This window comes from Mycobacteroides abscessus ATCC 19977 (assembly GCF_000069185.1).
Taxonomy (GTDB): domain Bacteria; phylum Actinomycetota; class Actinomycetes; order Mycobacteriales; family Mycobacteriaceae; genus Mycobacterium; species Mycobacterium abscessus.
Genome location: NC_010397.1, coordinates 4026636 through 4046436, shown reverse-complemented (window position 1 = coordinate 4046436; position 19801 = coordinate 4026636). Strand labels below are relative to the sequence as shown.

Genomic DNA, 19801 nt, shown 5'->3' with positions numbered 1-19801 from the left:
GAAGTGACGGCGGCGTAGGTTCAACGCGTGATCACAAACCGGGTAACCGAATTGCTGGGTGTCGAACGGCCGATCGTGCAGGCCCCGATGGGCTGGATAGCGCGATCCCAGCTGGCTAGCGCGGTATGCAACGCGGGTGGGCTCGGCATCATCGAGACGAGCTCCGGTGAGTTGGACGCCATCAAGGACGAGATCCGTGCGATGCGTGAGTTCACCGACAAGCCCTTTGGCGTCAACATCGCGCAGGCATTCGTGCGTGATCCTTCCATTGCGCAGTTCGTGGTGGACCAAGGCGTCACCTTCGTGACTACCAGCGCGGGGGACCCCAACAAATACACCCGCGTCCTGAAAGATAACGGGCTCACGGTCTTTCATGTGGTCCCCACGCTGGCGGCGGCCCTCAAGGCGGTCGATGCCGGCGTCGACGGCCTAGTGGTGGAGGGTGTCGAGGGCGGCGGATTCAAGGACCCTAAGGGCGCGTCCACCATGGTGCTGCTGCCCTTGGTGCGCTCGCACGTCGACATTCCGATCATCGCCGCAGGAGGCATCTGCGACGGCGTCTCGATGGCTGCTGCGTTCGCGCTTGGTGCTGAAGGCGTACAGATGGGCACGCGAATGATGTCGGCTGCCGAGTCGCCCATCCACCACAACTGGAAGGCGGCGGTGGTCGCGGCCCGTGAGACCGACACCGTGTTGCTCAACCGGCTCACCAAGCCGGGGCTACGTGCGCTGCGCAGCGCACGTACCGAGGAGATGGAACGACGGGACTTGGTGTCACTGCTGGAAACCGGAGACCCGTTGGACCTTTACTTCGGAGGCAACATGGAAACCTTTGTGCCGCTTGGCGGCCAGGTTGCCGGGCGCATTGGCGGCGTCGAATCGGTCAAGGACATCCTCGACGCCACCATGGACGAGTTCACCGCGGTGATCGGTAAGCTCGCGGCACAGTACGTCTAGGGATTGCAGCCGCTGGCGCTGACCCAGCGGCCGTTGTATCCCACGCACGCATGGACATTCGGCGCTGGTGGTGGAGGCGGCGGGTCGTCCGGAAGCGGCGCATAGTCCTCGGGCGGCGGCGCATACCGCTGCACGGTATCGGCGATGTTCGCGCAGCCGCTCACCGTAATCCGGCGGCCGCCACCGACACAGACATCGGCGTTGGCCGCCGGTTGCGTAATCGGCAGACCAGCCAATGCCACCGCGACGGTCAGCGCGGCCGTCAGGCGCCTCATGGCTGACGCTCCTGCGGCAACTGGCACCGCTCCCGGAAGTCGACGACAGGCTGCCGGATGGCGCGCAGATCGTTCTCGGCCTCGGGGTTGGTGCTGAAGTAGGCCTTCACGGCGGCCTGCATCTCGCCGTGCGGCTTGCCCGCTTGGCTGGTGAAGAAGTCGTTGACGTCCGGGTGCGTGAACAGATAGCTCGATGTGGAGGCGGCGACACCCGCCGAGACCCCGGCCAGATCGGCGGCCGTGCAGTTGGCCGGGCGCTCCGGCTCTGCGTTCGCGGTTGCCGCGCTGAACAGCGCCGCGGCACCCAGGGCCGTAAACAGGCCTGTGGCAATCGGTTTCATGAACGGCTCCTTACGGGACTTGTTGTACAGCGGGCGGCTTCCACGTGCCGTCGATGATCGACGGCGGGGTCTCCTTGGGCCAATAGAGACGAAGCATGAGGTTGAACTTGCCGGTGGGTGCGGGGAGCCAGTTCGCCTCCTTCTCGGGCCCTGGATTCTGATGTTGCAGGTACAGATCCACCGAGCCATCGGGATTCGGTGTGAAGGTGTTGCGCTGGCTCAGGGTGTAGCGGCCCAGGGGATTGTCGACGAAGAACATTCCGGCGTCGTACATGGTCAGCGACCAGAAACCCTCTGCGGGGGGAAACTGACCCTTGTCGAAGTGCAGCACGTACTTGTTCGCGCCGTCGTAGGGCTTGCCGGTGTTGTCCACCTCGGAGGTGGGATACACGGCATCCTGGGGCCGGTTGGCGCCCAATCCAATTGCGGTGATCAGTGCACGCTGCAGGTAATCCGTGCCGTACTGACCGGTCTTGGTGGTGAAGACCCAGCCGTTGATGTTGTTGCCGGCCTCCTTGAAGTGCGCCATGATCTTGGCGAACGCTTCCTTGGGTACCGACTCCAGTGCGCTGACGGTCTGCGTGCCGAGTTTGTCTGTATCGAAGGGCTTTCCGGGCTCGATGCCGATCGTGGCCATTTTCTCCAGAATCGGCTTGTCGGCCTCAGCGGGCGGATTGTCTTTCAGCAGGGTGGCCAGCAGATCGAAGTATGCCTTGGTACTCAGGTTGTTGACCTGCTCGCGGACAGGCGTTGTCATGTCGATGCTCGGATCAACATGGCCGGCGGCCGGGGTATACGGCTTGCCGTATGAGCTCAGTGGCACCAGTGAGATTGCGTCCTGCAGCGTGTGTACGGCCGCGTAGTCCTCTGGGGTGCCCGTGCAGTAGATGCGGCCCAGCAGCCACACCAGTGCGGTCGGAGACTTGTACTCTTGGACCCCCTGCGGCAGCGTGCCTTTCCAGCCGGGGCCGGTGATTGCGTAGGTCTGCGGGCCGGTGCCCGTGGTGCGCTTGCCGGGCACCTCGAAGACATTGGTGAATCCGTCCAGCATGGGGAACAGGTAGTACCGGCCGTCCGCCTCCGGCAGGCTCAGGATCCAGGGCTCCTTGCCGACGTCGATGAAACCGTTGGTGTACAGGGTATCGGCGTTGGGGGCGGTGACATCTCGGAAGGCGGCATTGGGGTACTCGCGCATCCGCATGAGTTGTCCCATGGGCGCACGCGGCGGCTCCGCCTTCTCCACGTTGGTCATCACCCGGCGGGTCATCTCCATGGTGACCAGGGCGTAGCCGTAGACATAGGCGTCCATCGCGATGGACTTCGCCTCGTCGGCGGAAAGCTTCTGGGAGCCAGGCTCTTTGGAGCAGCTGGTAAGTCCCGTTGCCAGCGCGACGGTGCTCATCACGACCAATAGTTTGGTCCACTGCGTACACCAAATCTTCACGGGCCCTCCCTTTCCTGTTGCGACGATCTTGGTCGCCGAATGTTGATCGTGCAGCACATTCGGCCCACTTGTCTTGACAATGGAGGACAAATATTTGACAGTTCGGGACATGGCGGTCATCCGGGGCTCGGCGCTCACCAACTACCACGAGCTGGTGGCCGAGCTCGGCGGCGACGGCAGCAGACTGCTTGCCGGGGCCCGGGTTTCACCGACCGACGCCGGCTCGTACGAGAGGTTCATCTCGCTGCCCAACGGCGCCCGCGCGCTGGAGGCCACCGCGGCCGCGCTGAACGCGCCGGACTTCGGCCGTCAGCTTGCCCGCAGGCAAGGCATCGAGATTCTGGGTCCGGTCGGTTTGGCGGCGCGTACCGCCGCGACGGTCGCCGACGCCTTCGCCATTCTCGAAAAGTTCATGGGCGCATACTGTCCGGTGATCAGCGCGCGAGTCACCGATCACCGTGATCCCGCGCTGTGCCGATTCGAGTTCGAGTACCTGCTCAACCCGGCCCCGCCACAGGCGCAGGCTGTTGAGCTGTCTCTGGGGGTCACGCTGCGGGTGCTGCATCACTTTTTGGGTGCCGGTTACCGCCCGGTGTCAGTTCATCTACCGCACCAAGCCCTCACGCCGGCATCGGCGTATCAGCGTTATTTTGGGTGTCCGCCGTTCTTCTGTGAGCCTGTCGGCGGGTTCACGTTGCGCGCCACCGACATGCAGAAGGCGCTGCCCAAGGACAATTTGGCCCACCAGACGGCGGTCGACTACTTGACGGGAACCCACGCGAGCCGCAAGCCCGATTCCAGTCAGTTGGTCCGGATCCTCATCCGGCAGCTGCTGCCGACCGGTGCAATCGGATTGGGAGACATTGCATTACATCTCGGCGTACACCCGAAGACATTGCAACGGCGGCTCCGCGCCGAGGGGATGACCTTCGCGGAGCTCGTCGATCAGATCCGGAGGGAGGCGGCAGAGCGGCTGCTTTCCGATACCGACCTGAGCCTGGACCACCTGAGCAGACAGCTCGGCTATGCGGAGCAGAGTGTGTTCACCCGCAGCTGTAAGCGCTGGTTCGGTACCACCCCGAGTGCTTACCGGTCGGACCGTAGGCGCGCCTAGTTCTTGCGATGTGAGGCGATGTTCGCGGCCATGGCAGCCGCGTCCCGCTCATGCCCTTCGGCTTCGCCGATCATGGTCACGATGCTGGTGGCGACGGGATCACCGTTCTCGTCGGTAACCTCGGCGCGCACCTCGGCGGTCACCATGCCGTGCGATTCCAGGACGCTGTCCAGGTAGCTGTCGAAGTACAGCCGGTCGCCGACCCGGATCGGCCGATGGAACTTGAGCTTCTGATCGCGGTGCAGCACCCGTGCGACATTGATGGGTAGGTCCATCTCGGTGAATATCTTGTGCTGCACCCGTCGTCCGGCGACCGCCAGGAAGGTGATGGGCGCGACCACGCCGGAGTTGACCTCGCACTCGTCCTTGATGGCCGCCGCGAATTCGCGCATCTTCTCGCGGCCCACCTCGAAGTAATCGGGGTAGCGGTAGTGCGTTCCGACGATGTCTTGGCGGATGGCCATGCATTAACCCATTTCGCTGCAGGTCAGTGACGAATCTAGGACAGTTCGAGCGGCGCTGAGCCTATCAGCAGCGGTAATGGTGATCGTCACTTCTCGCGGCGGGCCAGTGCGGCCGCCAACGCTCCGCCCGCGGCGCCGAGTAGTACGGCCGACGGCACCCCGATGCGGGCGGCCTTGCGAGCAGTTCGGAAGTCGCGGACTTCCCATCCGCGGCGCCGGGCCACGTCCCGCAGCTCGGCATCCGGATTGATGGCCACCGCGGTGCCCACCAGGGACAACATCGGGACGTCGTTGACGCTGTCGCTATAGGCGGTGCAGCGCTTGAGGTTCAGTCCATTGCGGATAGCCAGGTTGCGCACCGCCCGTGCCTTGCCCGGCCCGTGCAGGATGTCGCCGACCAGGCGTCCGGTAAAGACACCGTCCACCGATTCGGCGACGGTTCCCAGCGCCCCGGTCAGGCCCAGCCGCCGGGCAATGGTCTCCGCCAGCTCTCTCGGTGTGGCCGTGACGAGCCACACCTGCTGGCCGGCGTCGAGATGCATCTGCGTCAGTGCCCGGGTACCGGGCCAGATCTTGTCGGCGATGGTCTCGTCGTAGATCTCCTCGCTGAGTGCGACGAGCTCGTCGACGCTGCGCCCCTCGATGAACGAGAGCGCCTTCTGCCGGCCCGCTGCCACATCGTCGGAGTTCTCGCGGCCGGTCAGCCGGAATTTCGCCTGTGCCCAGACGAACTGAAGCATGTCCGAATACTGAAAGTAATCGCGCTGCGCCAGGCCGCGGCCGAAATGAACCAGCGATGAGCCGTGCACCAGCGTGTTGTCGACATCGAAAAACGCGGCCGCGGTCAGGTCGGCGGGAGGTGGCCCGGGCGGCTGCTCGGCGGCCGCGTCCGCCTCGGCGAAGGATGCGGCACGCGCGACGTCCTCGGCGAAAGCCTCGGCGAGCACCTGCTCCTCGGTAGGGCCTTCGGCAGGGGGTTCGCCGTTGATCTGGGGGCTGGTCATGCCTGGTTACCCGCCCTTCCTGTGCGCAGCGTGCGAATGCCGTTCAACCCTACTGAGGGCGGCGAGGACGCGGGGGACCCGGTGGCAGAATTGGCATATGACGTCGCTAACGCTGCTGACGCGGGCCGGATGCGCTGCCTGCGACCGTGCCGAGAGCGAGTTGGCGGCTTTGGCCGACGAGTTCGGCGTCACACTCACCGTCACCGATGTCGATGAGGCGGCCGCCACAGATTCCTCGCTGCGCGCGGAGTTTGGCGACCGGCTTCCAGTGGTTCTGCTGGACGGTCAGGAGCACAGCTACTGGGAAGTAGACGAGCCCCGGCTCCGGGCGGACCTGAAACGTGACCGATAACAGGCTGTTTGGATTTTGCCCAGTGGCCATATTCGGGCTACCGTGCATGAAGTTCGAGCCTCACCAAAAGCAAGGGAGCTGGACAGTGATGAGCCGCTCGCGGGAAGAGCGTCAGGCCCTGAGATGTCAGCGGAGTGACCTGCGGTGAGCGTCCTGCTGTTCGGAGCCTCGCACCGTAGCGCGCCTGTGCCGGTGCTGGAGAAGCTAGCGATTGGCGAGGCCGATCAGCCCAAGATCATCGAACATATTCTGCAATCACCCCTGGTCACCGAGGTGATGGTGCTGTCGACCTGCAACCGGGTCGAGGTATATGCCGTGGTTGAGGCCTTCCACGGCGGCCTCACCGTCATCGGCGAGGCCATCGCCCGGCATGCCGGAATGGGGATGAACGAGCTCACCAAATACGCCTACGTCCGTTACAGCGAGGCCGCCGTCGAGCACCTGTTCGCGGTGGCCAGCGGCCTGGACTCGATGGTCGTCGGCGAGCAACAGGTGCTGGGTCAGGTGCGCAACGCCTACGCCACCGCCGAATCGCATCAGGCCGTGGGCCGTGTACTGCACGAGCTGTCGCAGAGCGCCCTGCGGGTGGGCAAGCGGGTGCATTCCGAGACCGGAATCGACGCGGCAGGCGCCTCTGTGGTGTCGGTGGCACTGAACCTGGCCGACAACAAGCTCGATGGCCTGCCGGGACGTACGGCCGCGGTTGTCGGCGCCGGTTCAATGGGCTCGCTGGCCACCGCACAGCTGATTCGCGCGGGCATCGACAACCTGTGGGTGGTCAACCGCAGCGCCGAGCGCGCGCGGCGCCTCGCCGCGACCGCGCGCGAAGCCGGTGTGAACGCTCAGGCGATCACACTGGACAACCTGGACCAGGCCCTGGCTCAGGCCGATGTGGTGGTTTCTTGTACCGGTGCGGTCCGCCCGGTGATCTCCCTGGCTGATGTGCACCACGCCCTGGAGGGCGGCCGTCAGCTGGTCTTCTGTGATCTGGGCATGCCGCGCGATGTCGACCCCACGGTGGCCGGGCTGCCCGGCGTGGTCGTGGTGGACATGGAGCGCATCCAGCGCGAGCCGACCGCCCGTGCCGCGGCCAACGATGCGGGTGCTGCCCGTCAGATCGTCAACGACGAGGTCGCCCGGTACCTGACCGGCGAGCGGATGGCGGAGGTCACCCCGACGGTCACCGCGCTGCGTCAGCGCGCCGCAGAAGTTGTCGAGGCCGAGCTGCTGCGCCTGGACGGCCGCCTGCCCGGGTTGGCCGGAGCCGAGCGGGATGAAGTCGCCAAGACCGTTCGCCGCGTTGTCGACAAGCTGCTGCATGCCCCCACCGTGCGGGTGAAGCAGCTGGCGTCGGCGCCCGGTGGCGACAGCTATGCCGAGGCGTTGCGCGAGCTGTTCGAGCTCGACCCGCATACCGTCGAGGCCGTGGCCACGGCCGGCGAACTACCGCTCGCCACAAAGGAATTGCACGAATAGAGCGTCGTGGTGGATGGGCTGGGGCCACCTGGGCCATCCAACCGTGACTGTCTTCGCCCGAGAGGCTCATCCAACCGTGACTGTCTTCGCCCGAGAGGCTCATCCATGATCCGAATTGGTACCCGCGGCAGCCTGTTGGCGACCACCCAGGCCGGGGGGATTCGGGACGCGCTGCGTGCCAAGGGGCACGAGGCGGAGCTGGTAATCGTGACGACCGCCGGAGACCAGTCGGCGGCACCTGTCGAGCAAATTGGAGTGGGGGTCTTCACGGCCGCTCTGCGGGAGGCCATCGCCGATGATGTGGTCGACGTTGCCGTGCACTCGTACAAGGATTTGCCGACTGCCGCCGATCCGCGGTTCGTGATACCGGCCATTCCACCTCGTGAAGACTATCGGGATGCCCTGGTGGCCCGTGATGGATTGGTGCTGGGGGAGTTGCCCGCTGGATCCGTCATCGGTACCTCGTCCCCGCGACGGGCGGCACAGCTTAGAGCACTGGGTCTCGGTTTGGAAATTCGCCCCCTAAGAGGCAACCTGGATACCAGGTTGAGCAGGGTCTCCAATGGTGATCTTGATGGTGTGGTAGTCGCCCGGGCGGGTTTGGCCCGAATCGGACGTCTGGACCACATCACCGAGACACTGGAACCGGTGCAGGTATTGCCCGCGCCGGCTCAGGGAGCGCTGGCGGTGGAGTGCCGCAGTGAAGCCACCGATCTGGTGGCTGTGCTGGCGGAACTCGATCACGCCGACACGCGCGCCGCGGTGACTGCCGAAAGGGCTCTGCTTGCCGAGCTGGAGGCGGGCTGTACCGCACCGGTCGGCGCGATCGCCGAGGTGGTCGAGTCGATCGATGAGGAAGGCCGCGTCTTCGACGAACTGTCGTTGCGCGGATGTGCGGCGGCGCTGGACGGATCTGACGTGATTCGGGCCTCCGGGATTGGCACCCCCGACCGGGCCGCCGAGCTTGGGCTCGCGGTCGCGAGGGAACTGCTCGATCTCGGTGCGCGAGCACTGATTGGCCGGTGACTAGACACGGCATAGCGCGACGTAATGCCGTTTGATTGGGAGGCAGTAGTGACCCGAGGGCGCGTGATGACCCCGTGGCGCAGTGCGACCGAGGTGAGGTCCGCATGACCAGGGGGCGCAAGAAGCCAGGGCGCATTCTGTTCGTTGGTTCCGGACCTGGAGACCCCGGTCTGTTGACCGTCCGGGCGCGCGCGGTGCTCACAGGTGCCACGGTCGCGTTCACCGATCCCGATGTGCCGCAGGCGGTACTCGATCTCGTGGGGTCGGCGGTCGAACTTCCTGAACCCGCGCCCGCCAAACCGGCGACGGGAGGCGATGAGGCTCCCGCCGCGGCGGACAACGAAGCCGCTGCCGAGCCGCCACTCACCATCGACATTCGTCCCGCCCTGGGTGATCCGGCCGATGTCGCCAAGACGCTCGTCGCCGAGGCCCGCAGCGGTGTGGACGTGGTGCGGTTGGTCGCCGGCGACCCACTCTCGATCGATTCGGTGCTCGCCGAGGTCCATGCCGTCACGCGGACCCAGGTGGCCTTTGAAATCCTGCCCGGCCTCGCTTCGAGCACCGCGGTGCCCGCCTACGCAGGCCTGCCTCCGGGCTCGGCCCATACCGTGGCCGATGTGCGGGGCGACGTGGATTGGGCGGCCCTGGCCGCTGCTCCTGGCCCGCTGATTCTGCACGCGACCCCGACACATGTGCCCGACGCCGCCAAGGCGCTCATCGAGCATGGCCTGGCCGACCAGACTCTGGTCGCGGTCACCGCGCAGGGCACCACGTGCGCACAGCGCACCGTGGAGACCACACTGGCCTCGCTGATCGACGGCGTCCCGGTGGACGCCAACGACCCGCACGGGCCGATGACCGGCGCCCTGGTGCTGACGATCGGCCGCGTGGTCGCCGGCCGCTCGAAGCTGAACTGGTGGGAAAGCCGTGCCCTGTACGGCTGGACCGTGTTGGTGCCCCGTACCAAGGATCAAGCCGGCGAGATGAGCGACAAGCTGGTCGGGTACGGCGCCCTGCCCGTCGAGGTGCCGACCATCGCCGTCGAACCCCCGCGCAGTCCGGCTCAAATGGAAAGGGCCGTGAAGGGTTTGGTCGACGGCCGGTACCAGTGGGTGGTGTTCACCTCCACCAACGCGGTGCGTGCCGTGTGGGAGAAGTTCGCCGAGTTCGGCCTGGACGCCCGCGCGTTCTCCGGTGTGAAGATCGCATGTGTGGGCCAGGCGACCGCCGACAAGGTGCGCGCCTTCGGCATCAACCCGGAGCTGGTTCCTGCCGGTGAGCAGTCCTCGTTAGGCCTGCTCGACGAGTTCCCGCCCTATGACGACGTTTTCGATCCGGTGAACCGGGTGCTGTTGCCGCGGGCCGACATCGCCACCGAGACCCTCGCCGAGGGACTGCGGGAACGCGGCTGGGAGATCGACGACGTGACCGCGTACCGCACCGTGCGCGCGGCCCCGCCGGCGGCGCAGACCCGCGAGATGATCAAGACCGGTGGGTTCGACGCGGTCTGCTTCACCTCGAGCTCTACGGTTCGCAACCTGGTGGGTATCGCGGGCAAGCCGCATGCACGCACCATTGTGGCGTGCATCGGGCCGAAAACCGCTGAGACCGCAGTCGAATTCGGGTTGCGAGTGGATGTGCAGCCGGAGACAGCGGCCGTGGGCCCGCTGGTCGAGGCCCTCGCCGAGCACGCCGCCCGGCTGCGCACCGAAGGTGCACTGCCGCCGCCGCGTAAGAAGAGCCGGCGGAGATAAGCGGAGAGCTAGCGGAGGCCGTCACCTTGCCTTTTCCCTACCAGCGGCCGCGCCGCCTGCGGGCCACCCCGGCGATCCGTCGGTTGGTTGCCGAGACCACGTTGGCGCCGCGACAGTTGGTGCTGCCGATGTTCGTGGCAGACGGCCTCACCGAGCCCAAGGCGATCTCGTCGCTGCCGGGGGTGGTGCAGCACAGCACCGAATCGCTGCGCCGCGCGGCCGAGGACGCGGTCAAGGCCGGGGTGGGCGGGCTGATGCTGTTCGGGGTGCCACAGGAGAAAGACAAGGACGCCACCGGTAGCGCCGGTCTGTGCGCCGACGGCATCCTGAACCGGGCGCTGTCGGTGCTGTCCGCGGACCTGGGGGACGCCACCGTCCTGATGGCCGATACCTGCCTTGACGAGTTCACCGATCACGGTCACTGTGGGGTGCTGGACGCCGCCGGCCGGGTCGACAACGACGCCACCCTTACGCAATACGTGCACATGGCTGTGGCGCAGGCAAATTCGGGTGCGCGAGTGGTGGGGCCCAGCGGCATGATGGACGGCCAGGTGGCCGCGATTCGGGCGGGCCTGGACGCCGCCGGGCACAGCGACGTGATCATCATGGCCTACACCGCCAAGTACGCGTCGGCGTTCTTCGGCCCGTTCCGGGAGGCCGTGGGCTCCTCGCTGCGCGGAGACCGCCGCACCTATCAGCAGGACGTGGCCAACGGACGAGAAGCCCTCCGCGAGCTTGAGCTTGATGTCCAGGAGGGCGCCGACATCGTCATGGTGAAACCGGCGATGGCCTACCTCGACGTGTTGCGGCAGGTGGCCGATGTCTCGCCGGTGCCGGTGGCTGCCTACCAGGTGTCGGGCGAGTACGCGATGATCTGTGCTGCGGCGCAAAACAATTGGATTGACCTGCAGGCTATGGCGCTGGAGACATTGACCTCCATCCGGCGTGCGGGGGCCGATATCGTGCTGACCTACTGGGCGGCCGAGGCCGCGGGTTGGCTTTCCGACTAGCACCGACTCGGTCCGACTAGCACAGCCCAGGGCAGTTCCTGCGATCTTGGCCACTGCATCCATCACTCATCAGGTTGCCGGGGACAGCACCCGCCGTCTCTCCATTACCGTGGTTGGGTGATGTATCCCGATCCGCACCATCGGAGCGGATTGGCTGGACAACCCTCCGCAGGTCCGGCCAAGCCGCGGCCCGACGATATCGATACCGGCTGCTGGCTCTGGCTGGCCGCACTTCCCTTGATGATCGTGAGCTACATGGCCGCGAATGTCGGGCAGTGGCAACAGGACCCCGAGGTCCACAAGGCCGCCCCGCTGTGGACGGTCTACGCCTTCAACGGATTCATCGTGGTCGTGGTTGGTGCTCTCGTCGTCACGGGCATCTTCCTGATGCGTGCGGGTTACCGGCTGGCCCGCACATTCCTGACGGGTGGCGCCGTCGGGTCGGTGGTGTTCACCGCGACACGATTGATCGACCTGCAGGGTGTACCCGCGATAGTGCAGGCGCTCTCGGGTATCACTGCGTCCGTCCTGATCTGCGGCGGGTTGTTCCTGCTGCACCGCGAGGACTCCACCGCGTACTTGACGAGGCAGCGGTAACGCCCCGATACGCTGCCCGAATGATGATGAAGGGCCCCGAATGACTGCCGAACAGCCGCGTCCGCGCAGTGTCGACGTGGCTTTCTGGTTTTGGGTGGTGTCGGCGGCGGCGCTGTTCCTCAACGGGCTCGCCGGGGTGACCCAGCGTTACGACGCGGTGCGTGCCGCAGCCAGGCACGGTCTGACCGACGAGGATGTGCGAAATCTCGTCACGTATTTCCGGGCGTGGGGCGCGCTGTGCATCCTGTTGGCGGCCGGCATCGCGTTTCTTGCCGGACGCACCCGGCAGGGCGACAAGCGCTATCGCCGGGCGCTGATCGCGCTGTCGGTGGTTTCGGTGCTCGGCGCCATCGTGATGGCAAGTTCGGGCTCGGTGGGCCCGTTGCTGCTCATCGCCGCGCTGTCGTTGATCGTCGCCAATGTGCTGATCATCAGGCCTGCCGCCCAGGAGTGGTTCGACGGGGGCGATCATGGCTAAGGAGTTGGAGGCTGAGCCGCGCCTGTTCTATGAACCGGGCGGTCGCTGGCTGTGGCTGCTGTTGGGCCCGCTCGCCGGGCTGATCATGTTCGGCCTGCAGGTGTGGGGTAGGGGTGGCGTGAGCCCCGTCATGCCATTGATCGCCGCGGTTCTGGTCGCGTTCTTTGTCTCTCTGCAGATCTATGCCGTGCGGGTGCATGCCAGCGTGGAGCTGACGCCCACGGAACTTCGGCAGGGCGGCGAGATCCTGGCGGTCAGCCAGATCAGGTGGCTCTATTCCGACGACGACAGGCACATCTGGGAAGAGTCCCGCCCGCTGGGCGAACTGACAGGTGTGCCCAAGGGGCGCAAACCCGTCGGGCTGCGGCTGACCGGAGGACGCCGGGCACAGGCGTGGGCCAAGAAGCATGAGGAGCTGCGGGCAGCCCTTGCCACGTTGGTGCCGGCCCCGCCGGCCGGCATGGATCTGGGTGATGACCCGGAAATCGATAGTGAGAGTGAGCAATGGTGAAGTTCGGAACGCGAGTAGCGGTGGATCTGGCCATCGCAATGGTGGCGGTCGCCCTGGCCGCGTGGGCGGCGCTGGCTGCCCGTGTACCCACTGAGGTCGCACCCGTCGCGAAGGGCGAGCCGACGCTGTATTTCACCGTGTTGGACGGCGCGTGCGTGGCGCGGGCGCTTGCGCTCACGGCCGTCGCCGGAATATTCCTGGTGATGGCGATATCGCGGGGTGTCCGGGCTCGGCGTGGCACCGCCCGCGCGATTCATAGCTAATTCTAATGTCAGGATAGCTGACATTAATCTACGCTGGTGTCATGACCGAAACTGCTGATATCGACTCGATGCCGCGTGCGGGATTCGGCGCTCCCGTGTGGGACCGCAAGCTGCAGACGGATCGGCTGGAGTATTTGGACCGCGACGATGTTCCGGCGAAGAAACGGTCCGTCGTCGAGTCGCTCGACCTCCTGGGTGAGAAGAAGGGGTTGCACAGGTGGAATGCCGAACAGGCGGCGGGATTCCTGGTCGGTATCGACAGTCCGCGGGTGCTCGAGCTCGGTGCCGCCCACGGTGGGCTGTCTCGTGAACTGCTGAAGCTGCGCCCCGATGCCTCGATCACGGTGACGGACATCGAGCCCTCTTCCGTCGCGGGGATTGCCGCGTCCGGTATGGGCTCGGATCCTCGGGTGAGCGTCCGTGTCATGGACGCGACGGCTATCGATGCGCCGGACGGGGCGTTCGATCTGGTGGTGTTCGCCTTGTCGTTCCACCATCTCCCACCGTCGCTTGCCGCGAAGGTGTTCGTCGAGGGCACCCGGGTGGGGCGCACTCTGTTGATCATCGATCTGTTGCGCTTGCCGGCTCCGCTGCTGGCGCCCGCGTACCTTTTCGCTGCGGCCGTCGGATGGGTGCGTCCGGTTGCCCATGACGGCGCCATCAGTCAGCTGCGTGCCTACGGTCCGAGGGCGTTACGTAGCCTTGCTGAACATGCGGATCCGTCGATCATCATCGAACTCCGCGCCAGGCTTCAGCTGCCTATGCCGTTGCAGATCGTGGTGGCGCGGCGGGGCCTGTAGCGCAGGTCACCCTGGCAGTTGGTACCCCCTAGGGGTATGGTCTGGGTATGGAGACCACTAACACGGGCATGGAGACCACTGATCTGCGGCTGCATGGCATGACGTGCGCGTCATGCGCGTCCCGTGTGGAAAAAGGACTCAACAAGATCACGGGTGTGAACGCCCGAGTGAACCTGGCGCTGGAAAGTGCCCGCGTCGAACACGACGGCTCGGTCACCGGTGAGGATCTGGTCAAGGCTGTCGAATCGGTGGGCTACACGGCGCAGGTCGTCGGCGGCTCACACCAGGATGCGCACGCCGGCGACCATGACGGCCACGATCCGCACGATCACATGAACCACGATGTGCCGGACGATCAGCTCAAGTCACGGCTCATCGGCTCGCTTATCCTGGCCATCCCGGTAGTGGTCATCTCCATGGCGATGCCCTTACATTTCTCCGGCTGGGAGATATTGGTCGCGGCACTGACCACGCCGATTCTGCTGTGGGGCGGCTATCCGTTCCACCGCGCCGCGTTGGTCAACGCGCGTCACGGTGCCTCGACAATGGACACCCTGGTCTCACTGGGCACCATCGCCGCGTACCTGTGGTCGCTGTGGGTGCTGTTCGCCAATGCCGGACACACCCACGGAGATGTTCATGTGTACTTCGAAGTGGTGGCCGCGGTCACCGTCTTCCTGCTCGCGGGCCGGTTCGCCGAATCTCGTGCCAAGCGCTCGGCAGGCTCGGCGCTGCGCGCTCTGCTGTCGCTGGGGGCCAAGGACGTCGCGGTGCTGCGAGGGGGACACGAGACGCGCATTCCCGTCGACCAGCTCGCGGTGGGCGACGAGTTCGTGGTGCGCCCGGGCGAGCGCGTGGCCACCGACGGTGAGGTGATCGAGGGTCACTCGGCCTTGGACACGTCGACGATGACGGGCGAGTCGGTGCCCATGGAGGTCACCGTGGGCGGGCCGGTACTGGGTGGCTACGTGAACACCCACGGGCGGATCGTGGTGCGCGCCAACAAGGTGGGCGCCGACACGCAACTGGCCCGGATGGCGCGGTTGGTGTCCGACGCGCAGACCGGTAAGGCGCAGGTGCAACGGCTCGCCGATCGGGTGTCGTCGGTGTTCGTGCCCGTCGTGCTCGCTATCTCGGCGTTGACTTTTGTGGCCTGGGCGGCCCTGGGCAACTCGCTCGCCTCGGCGTTCACCGCGGCGGTGGCGGTGTTGATCATCGCCTGCCCGTGCGCGCTCGGATTGGCGACCCCCACGGCCATTCTGGTGGGCACCGGGCGGGGCGCGCAGCTGGGCGTGCTGATCAAGGGTCCCGAGGTGCTGGAGAACGTCAAGGACATCGACACCGTCGTGCTGGACAAGACCGGTACCGTGACCACCGGCGTCATGAGCGTGGTGGAGGTGCGGCGCAGCATCGGCTCGGGCGTGGCCGATGCCGACGAAATCCTGCGCATCGCCGCCTCGGTGGAATCCGCTTCCGAGCATCCGGTCGCCAGGGCCATCGTCGCGGCCGCAGCATCGGCTCGACTTACCCTGTCGCCCGTCACCAACTTCCGCAACGAGCCCGGTGTCGGTGTCAGCGGTGTGGTTGACGGCCAAGAGGTTTCGATCGAGGCTATCGAAGGCCAAAACACCACCGCGGCGGTCAGCTGGGGTGGGCTGCGCCGCGGCGAGATCGAAGTGGCCGACACGGTGAAGCCCTCGAGCCGCCGAGCCATCGACGAACTCAAGGCCATGGGCATCACACCGGTGTTGCTGACGGGTGATAACGCGGAAGTAGCCGCGCGGGTCGCCTCGGAAGTCGGTATCGCGGCGGGTGATGTCATCGCCGGGGTCAAACCCACCGAGAAGGCCGATGTCGTCAAGCGCCTGCAGGCGGAGGGCAAGAGGGTTGCCATGGTCGGCGACGGCGTCAATGACTCTGCCGCACTGGCCACCGCCGATATCGGCATGGCCATGGGCACCGGTACCGACGCCGCCATCGAGGCCAGCGATCTGACCCTGGTGCGTGGCGACCTGACCACCGTGCCGACCGCACTGCGTTTGTCACGCAAGACACTGGGCACCATCAAGGCCAATTTGTTCTGGGCGTTCGCCTACAACACCGCCGCCATTCCGCTGGCCGCGCTGGGTTTGCTCAACCCGATGATCGCGGGTGCGGCGATGGCGATGTCTTCTGTGTTCGTGGTACTGAACAGCCTGAGGCTGAGAACCTTCCGCTAGGTTCGTTAGCGAATGTTGTGAAGACCATCAGGAGGATTCGTAGGTGTATACGCGTGTGATCGCGCTGGGTGTGGCGTTGAGTCTGTCGGTCGTCGGTTGTTCCGACGTGCGCCGAAAGGCAACGGACGCACTGGAATCGGCTGCGTCGCAGGCTGCCGGGGCGCCGAGCAACGACATCGGCCGATGGAACGCCGAAGCGCTGAGCAAGGCCTTCGGCACTATCAACGACAAGGTCGGTGCCAATCCGGCTGACTACCTCAGTATCTCGGTCGCCGGCCCGTCGCTGGCCGTGCGGGCCATCGACCCGAAGAAGCGTGAGAACGTCGACGAGTATCGGTACGACGGCACCAGCGTGAAGTCGACGCCCGTCGACGTCAGCGATAACGAGCCGGGCATTGTCGAGGAGAGTTCGTTCAAGAGCGACATCGTCGATCCCGCCGTGTTGGCCAACGTATTGACTGCGGCGGTCAAGGATTCCGGTATCGAGGACGGCAAGGTAACGCACCTGTCCGTCGACAAGTTCTTCGCCAACGAGCCCGAGCCGAAGATTCAGGTATCCGTCTCCAGCCCGCGGGCCAACAAGAATGTCCGCTACACGCTGGCCGGCGCCTTCACCGAGGTCGTCTAGCCCGTCTGTTCTGCCGCCGACACGCCGTGTTATGCGCGAACTACTCGCACGATAGATCACAACGCGGCGTGTCGACGGCACCTGTTAGATCGACGGCACCTGTTAGAAGAGACGGGACCTGTTAGAAGAGCAGCCGCCACAGGCCGATCAGGCCGACCGCGACGATGACCGCACGCAGCGCGCCGGGGGACAGCCTGCGCCCCCAACGGGCGCCGGCGAGACCGCCCACAAATGAGCCGGCGGCGATGATGCCCGCCGCCGTCCAGCTCACCCGGTCGAAGGCGACGATTGTGTAAGCAAGTGCGGCAACGATATTGGTGATCATTGCCAACACGTTCTTGGCCGCGTTCATCCGTTGCATGGATTCGGGCAGCAGCGCACCCATCACCGCGATCTGCATAATGCCTTGGGCGGCGGTGAAATACCCGCCGTAGATGCCGACGAGGAAGTTTCCCCCGGTGAGTGCGGCCATCCGGCCGGGCGGCACATGATCGGCGTCCCGGCCCTGGGCCTCGGAACGCCGTCGCGCCCAGGCCTGGATCTTGGGGCCCACCACCACGAGAACCAGCGCCAGGATCAGCAGCACCGGCACAACGGTCACGAAGGTCTTCTCGGGGAGGTGCAGCAGCAGGAACGATCCGATGAGCGCCCCGAGCAGCACGGCGGGTATCTGCCACTTGAGCCGCGACCATTGTCCGGACAGCTCCCGGCGATACCCCCACACGCCCGTCATGCTGCCGACGGTCAGCCCGACGGCGTTGGACATCGTCGCCACCACGGGTGGGTAGCCGAAGGCGATGAGAGTGGGGAAGGTGATGAGGGTGCCTGACCCGGCGACCACGTTGATCGCGCCAGCACCGAACGCCGCAAGCGCGATCAAGACCATCTCTTGCACCGGCACCCGTGCCAGCGTACGACCGTTAGCCAGCCGAACCAATTCCGGCTCTCGGTGAAACCCGCCACAGGGTGCGGCTCGACCTCGCGGCCCGGATGGGCAAAATGGTGGTCATGCGTCTGAGTCGATCCGCCGGTGTGGCGGCGCTAGTGCTGACCGTCTCCATCGCGGGGTGTACCCGTGACCAGCCCACCACGCAGGTGGCCGCGAACACACCCATTCCGACGTTCGACAACGCCCAGCTGAGCATGCGTTTTGCCGCGTGCGCCGACCTCAATGGGTTTGTCAACGCCAAGTGGATCGCCCAGGCCACCATTCCCGCGGACAAGGCCAGCTACGGCAGCTTCGACATGCTGAACGATGAGGCCCGCAAGGTTCAGCATGAGATCGTCGACGGCGCGGTCTCGGGTCTCGGTACCGCCGATCATGAGTCGGTCAACTATCAGGTGGGGCTGCTGTACCGGGCTGCCACCGACGACGCGAAGCTGGACGCCGCCGGATACGACCCCATTCGCCCCACGCTCGCCGCGATCGATCAGATCAAGACGCCCGAGGAGCTTGCCGCCTTCCTGGCCGCGGACGGCGCCACCGGGCAGCACCTGGTATTCGGGTTGGAGGCCGGCGCCGACTACGCGAATGCCACCGAGCAGATCGGCTACGTCCGTGCCGATGCGTTGGGCATGCCCACCAAGGACTACTACACCGATCCGCGGTACGCGTCGGTATTCGACGCCTACCGCGCCTACATCGCGTCGACGTTCGGTTTGATCGGAGCCGACCAAGAGCTGGCCAAGGCGCGTGCCGAGCAGGTGGCGTCGCTGGAATCCGCCTTGGCCGCAGCGACATTGAGCCCGGTGCAGGAGCGTGATCCGGCCAATCAGTACAAACTGGTCACCGTCGCGCAAGCCGACGCGGTGACACCCCATTTCGAATGGGGCGCCTATCTGAAGGCGCAGGGTGCGCCGTCGGACAGGTCGTTCTCTCTTGCCGAGACCGAGTTCTTCACGGCGTTCGACCGGCTGCTCACCACCACCGACCTGGACACCTGGAAGTCGTATCTGACCTTCCATGCGGTGCATCGCTCGGCCGACGCACTGTCGAAGGCATTCCGCGACAACGCGTTCAAATACAAGTCGGCCCTCACCGGGACGACCGCGCAGAAACAGCGGTGGGAGCAGGGCCTGGAGATCGTCAACACGCTGGTCGGTCCGGCCCTGGGCCAGTTGTACGTCGAGCGCATGTTCAGCGATCGGGACAAGCGGTCGGCCACCGAGGTGGTGCAGAACGTCAAGGAGGCGCTGCGGAAGCGCATCGAGGCCGTCGACTGGATGAGTCCGCAGACCAAGCTGGCCGCAAAAAGGAAGTGGGACAAGCTACTTCTCAAAGTGGGTTTCCCCGACAAGAACCGGGACTTCTCGAAACTGAAGCTCGCCGGCGACAACTTCTACACCGACCGGGCCGCGGCGCTGAAGTTCAATTACGACTTCGAAATGGCCAAGATCGGGCGCCCCACCGACCGGTCGCTGTGGGGGATGACTCCACAGACGGTCAATGCCCAGTACGACCCCACCGAGAACAGCATCACCATTCCCGCCGCGATTCTGCAGGCGCCCTTCTATGACGCCAAGGGCGATCCGGCGTTCAACTATGGCGGTATCGGTGCGGTGATCGGCCACGAGTTCACCCACGCGTTCGACGACGAGGGCAGCCAGTTCGACGGCGAGGGCAATCGGGTCAATTGGTGGACGCCGAACGATCGCGAGGAGTTCGACAAGCGCGCCAATCGGCTGGTGGAGCAATTCAACGCTTACACGCCGATTCCGGGCCGCCCCGACCTGCACGTCGACGGCAGGCTGACCCTGGGCGAGAACATCGCAGATCTCGGCGGGGTGAATACCGCGTATGACGCGCTGGTGGCCGAGCTGGCCAAGCACAACGATGCCGAAAAGGCGAAGGGGATCGTCGGGTTCAACGAGAAGCAGCGGTTCTTCCTGAACTATGCGCGCATCTGGCGTGACAAGCAACGTCCCGAGGACGCGATCACGCAGCTGGCCAGCGATCCGCATTCTCCGCCGGCGTTGCGGATCAACGGTGTGGTGCCCAACGTTGCGCCCTTTGCGGCCGAATTCGGTTGCCTAGCAGGTGATCCCATGGTGAACTCGCCGGACAAGTTCGTGAAGATCTGGTAGTCGC

General features: G+C 65.6%; 21 protein-coding genes. 15 read left to right on the top strand and 6 right to left on the bottom strand.

What is annotated here, in order from left to right; genetic code table 11:
* Window positions 1-27: 27 nt before the first annotated feature.
* Window positions 28-957, top strand: a complete 930-nt coding sequence (locus tag MAB_RS20290) for an NAD(P)H-dependent flavin oxidoreductase (protein ID WP_005088843.1) — start codon at window positions 28-30, stop codon at window positions 955-957.
* Here the strand turns inward: MAB_RS20290 and MAB_RS20285 are convergent.
* The 3 genes from MAB_RS20285 to MAB_RS20275 are packed head-to-tail and all read right to left on the bottom strand — an operon-like array spanning window position 954 to window position 3017.
* On the bottom strand, window positions 954-1232 hold the full coding sequence (locus MAB_RS20285) for a hypothetical protein (protein WP_005071070.1): 279 nt from the start codon (window positions 1230-1232) through the stop codon (window positions 954-956). The two genes, MAB_RS20290 and MAB_RS20285, sit on opposite strands and share 4 nt — an antisense overlap.
* Entirely contained in the window at window positions 1229-1573 is a 345-nt protein-coding gene (locus MAB_RS20280) for a heme-binding protein (RefSeq protein ID WP_005080283.1), read from the bottom strand. The genes MAB_RS20285 and MAB_RS20280 overlap by 4 nt, the downstream gene beginning before the upstream one ends.
* Before the next feature lie 10 nt (window positions 1574-1583).
* A complete protein-coding gene (locus tag MAB_RS20275; RefSeq protein ID WP_005112138.1) occupies window positions 1584-3017 on the bottom strand; it encodes a DUF1254 domain-containing protein in 1434 nt (477 codons plus the stop codon).
* A gap of 109 nt (window positions 3018-3126) precedes the next feature.
* On the opposite strand from MAB_RS20275, the gene MAB_RS20270 reads away from it, so the two are divergent.
* A complete protein-coding gene (locus MAB_RS20270) occupies window positions 3127-4131 on the top strand; it encodes an AraC family transcriptional regulator (RefSeq protein WP_005080285.1) in 1005 nt (334 codons plus the stop codon).
* Here the strand turns inward: MAB_RS20270 and MAB_RS20265 are convergent.
* Both MAB_RS20265 and MAB_RS20260 read right to left on the bottom strand, forming a co-directional pair.
* The gene (locus tag MAB_RS20265; protein WP_005061887.1) at window positions 4128-4595 is read right to left on the bottom strand and encodes an FAS1-like dehydratase domain-containing protein; all 468 of its coding nucleotides are present in this window, start codon (window positions 4593-4595) and stop codon (window positions 4128-4130) included. The genes MAB_RS20270 and MAB_RS20265 overlap by 4 nt on opposite strands.
* An 86-nt stretch (window positions 4596-4681) precedes the next feature.
* Window positions 4682-5599: an HAD family hydrolase gene (locus MAB_RS20260; RefSeq protein WP_005071061.1), complete on the bottom strand. Its 918-nt coding sequence runs from the start codon at window positions 5597-5599 to the stop codon at window positions 4682-4684.
* Between the two features lie 97 nt (window positions 5600-5696).
* On the opposite strand from MAB_RS20260, the gene MAB_RS20255 reads away from it, so the two are divergent.
* The 12 genes from MAB_RS20255 to MAB_RS20200 all read left to right on the top strand — a co-directional run bounded on the left by MAB_RS20255 (window position 5697) and on the right by MAB_RS20200 (window position 16713).
* A complete protein-coding gene (locus MAB_RS20255) occupies window positions 5697-5951 on the top strand; it encodes a glutaredoxin family protein (RefSeq protein WP_005061885.1) in 255 nt (84 codons plus the stop codon).
* A 144-nt stretch (window positions 5952-6095) separates the two neighbouring features.
* Window positions 6096-7427, top strand: a complete 1332-nt coding sequence (locus tag MAB_RS20250) for a glutamyl-tRNA reductase (protein WP_005061882.1) — start codon at window positions 6096-6098, stop codon at window positions 7425-7427.
* 105 nt (window positions 7428-7532) lie between these two features.
* Window positions 7533-8453: a hydroxymethylbilane synthase gene (gene hemC, locus MAB_RS20245; RefSeq protein WP_005061881.1), complete on the top strand. Its 921-nt coding sequence runs from the start codon at window positions 7533-7535 to the stop codon at window positions 8451-8453.
* A gap of 104 nt (window positions 8454-8557) precedes the next feature.
* Window positions 8558-10207, top strand: coding sequence for a bifunctional uroporphyrinogen-III C-methyltransferase/uroporphyrinogen-III synthase (locus MAB_RS20240; RefSeq protein ID WP_005080286.1), 1650 nt, complete (start codon window positions 8558-8560; stop codon window positions 10205-10207).
* 26 nt (window positions 10208-10233) lie between these two features.
* On the top strand, window positions 10234-11217 hold the full coding sequence (gene hemB / locus MAB_RS20235; RefSeq protein WP_005080287.1) for a porphobilinogen synthase: 984 nt from the start codon (window positions 10234-10236) through the stop codon (window positions 11215-11217).
* 120 nt (window positions 11218-11337) lie between these two features.
* Window positions 11338-11814 (top strand): hypothetical protein, encoded by a 477-nt coding sequence (locus MAB_RS20230; protein ID WP_005077855.1) that lies wholly within the window; start codon window positions 11338-11340, stop codon window positions 11812-11814.
* Between the two features lie 40 nt (window positions 11815-11854).
* Window positions 11855-12292 (top strand): hypothetical protein, encoded by a 438-nt coding sequence (locus MAB_RS20225; RefSeq protein WP_005080288.1) that lies wholly within the window; start codon window positions 11855-11857, stop codon window positions 12290-12292.
* Window positions 12285-12803 (top strand): hypothetical protein, encoded by a 519-nt coding sequence (locus MAB_RS20220; protein ID WP_005112133.1) that lies wholly within the window; start codon window positions 12285-12287, stop codon window positions 12801-12803. The genes MAB_RS20225 and MAB_RS20220 overlap by 8 nt, the downstream gene beginning before the upstream one ends.
* Window positions 12797-13066, top strand: coding sequence for a hypothetical protein (locus tag MAB_RS20215; protein ID WP_005061872.1), 270 nt, complete (start codon window positions 12797-12799; stop codon window positions 13064-13066). The genes MAB_RS20220 and MAB_RS20215 overlap by 7 nt, the downstream gene beginning before the upstream one ends.
* 41 nt (window positions 13067-13107) lie before the next feature.
* Window positions 13108-13866 (top strand): class I SAM-dependent methyltransferase, encoded by a 759-nt coding sequence (locus tag MAB_RS20210; protein WP_005112131.1) that lies wholly within the window; start codon window positions 13108-13110, stop codon window positions 13864-13866.
* Between the two features lie 47 nt (window positions 13867-13913).
* A complete protein-coding gene (locus MAB_RS20205; protein WP_005112129.1) occupies window positions 13914-16085 on the top strand; it encodes a heavy metal translocating P-type ATPase in 2172 nt (723 codons plus the stop codon).
* Between the two features lie 55 nt (window positions 16086-16140).
* Window positions 16141-16713: a hypothetical protein gene (locus tag MAB_RS20200; RefSeq protein ID WP_005112128.1), complete on the top strand. Its 573-nt coding sequence runs from the start codon at window positions 16141-16143 to the stop codon at window positions 16711-16713.
* 121 nt (window positions 16714-16834) lie between these two features.
* Here the strand turns inward: MAB_RS20200 and MAB_RS20195 are convergent, their stop codons facing one another.
* Window positions 16835-17614 (bottom strand): sulfite exporter TauE/SafE family protein, encoded by a 780-nt coding sequence (locus MAB_RS20195; RefSeq protein ID WP_005114647.1) that lies wholly within the window; start codon window positions 17612-17614, stop codon window positions 16835-16837.
* Window positions 17615-17712: 98 nt separating this feature from the next.
* On the opposite strand from MAB_RS20195, the gene MAB_RS20190 reads away from it, so the two are divergent.
* Complete coding sequence (locus MAB_RS20190) at window positions 17713-19797, top strand: M13 family metallopeptidase (protein WP_005112125.1); 2085 nt, start codon at window positions 17713-17715, stop codon at window positions 19795-19797.
* Window positions 19798-19801 lie beyond the last annotated feature (4 nt).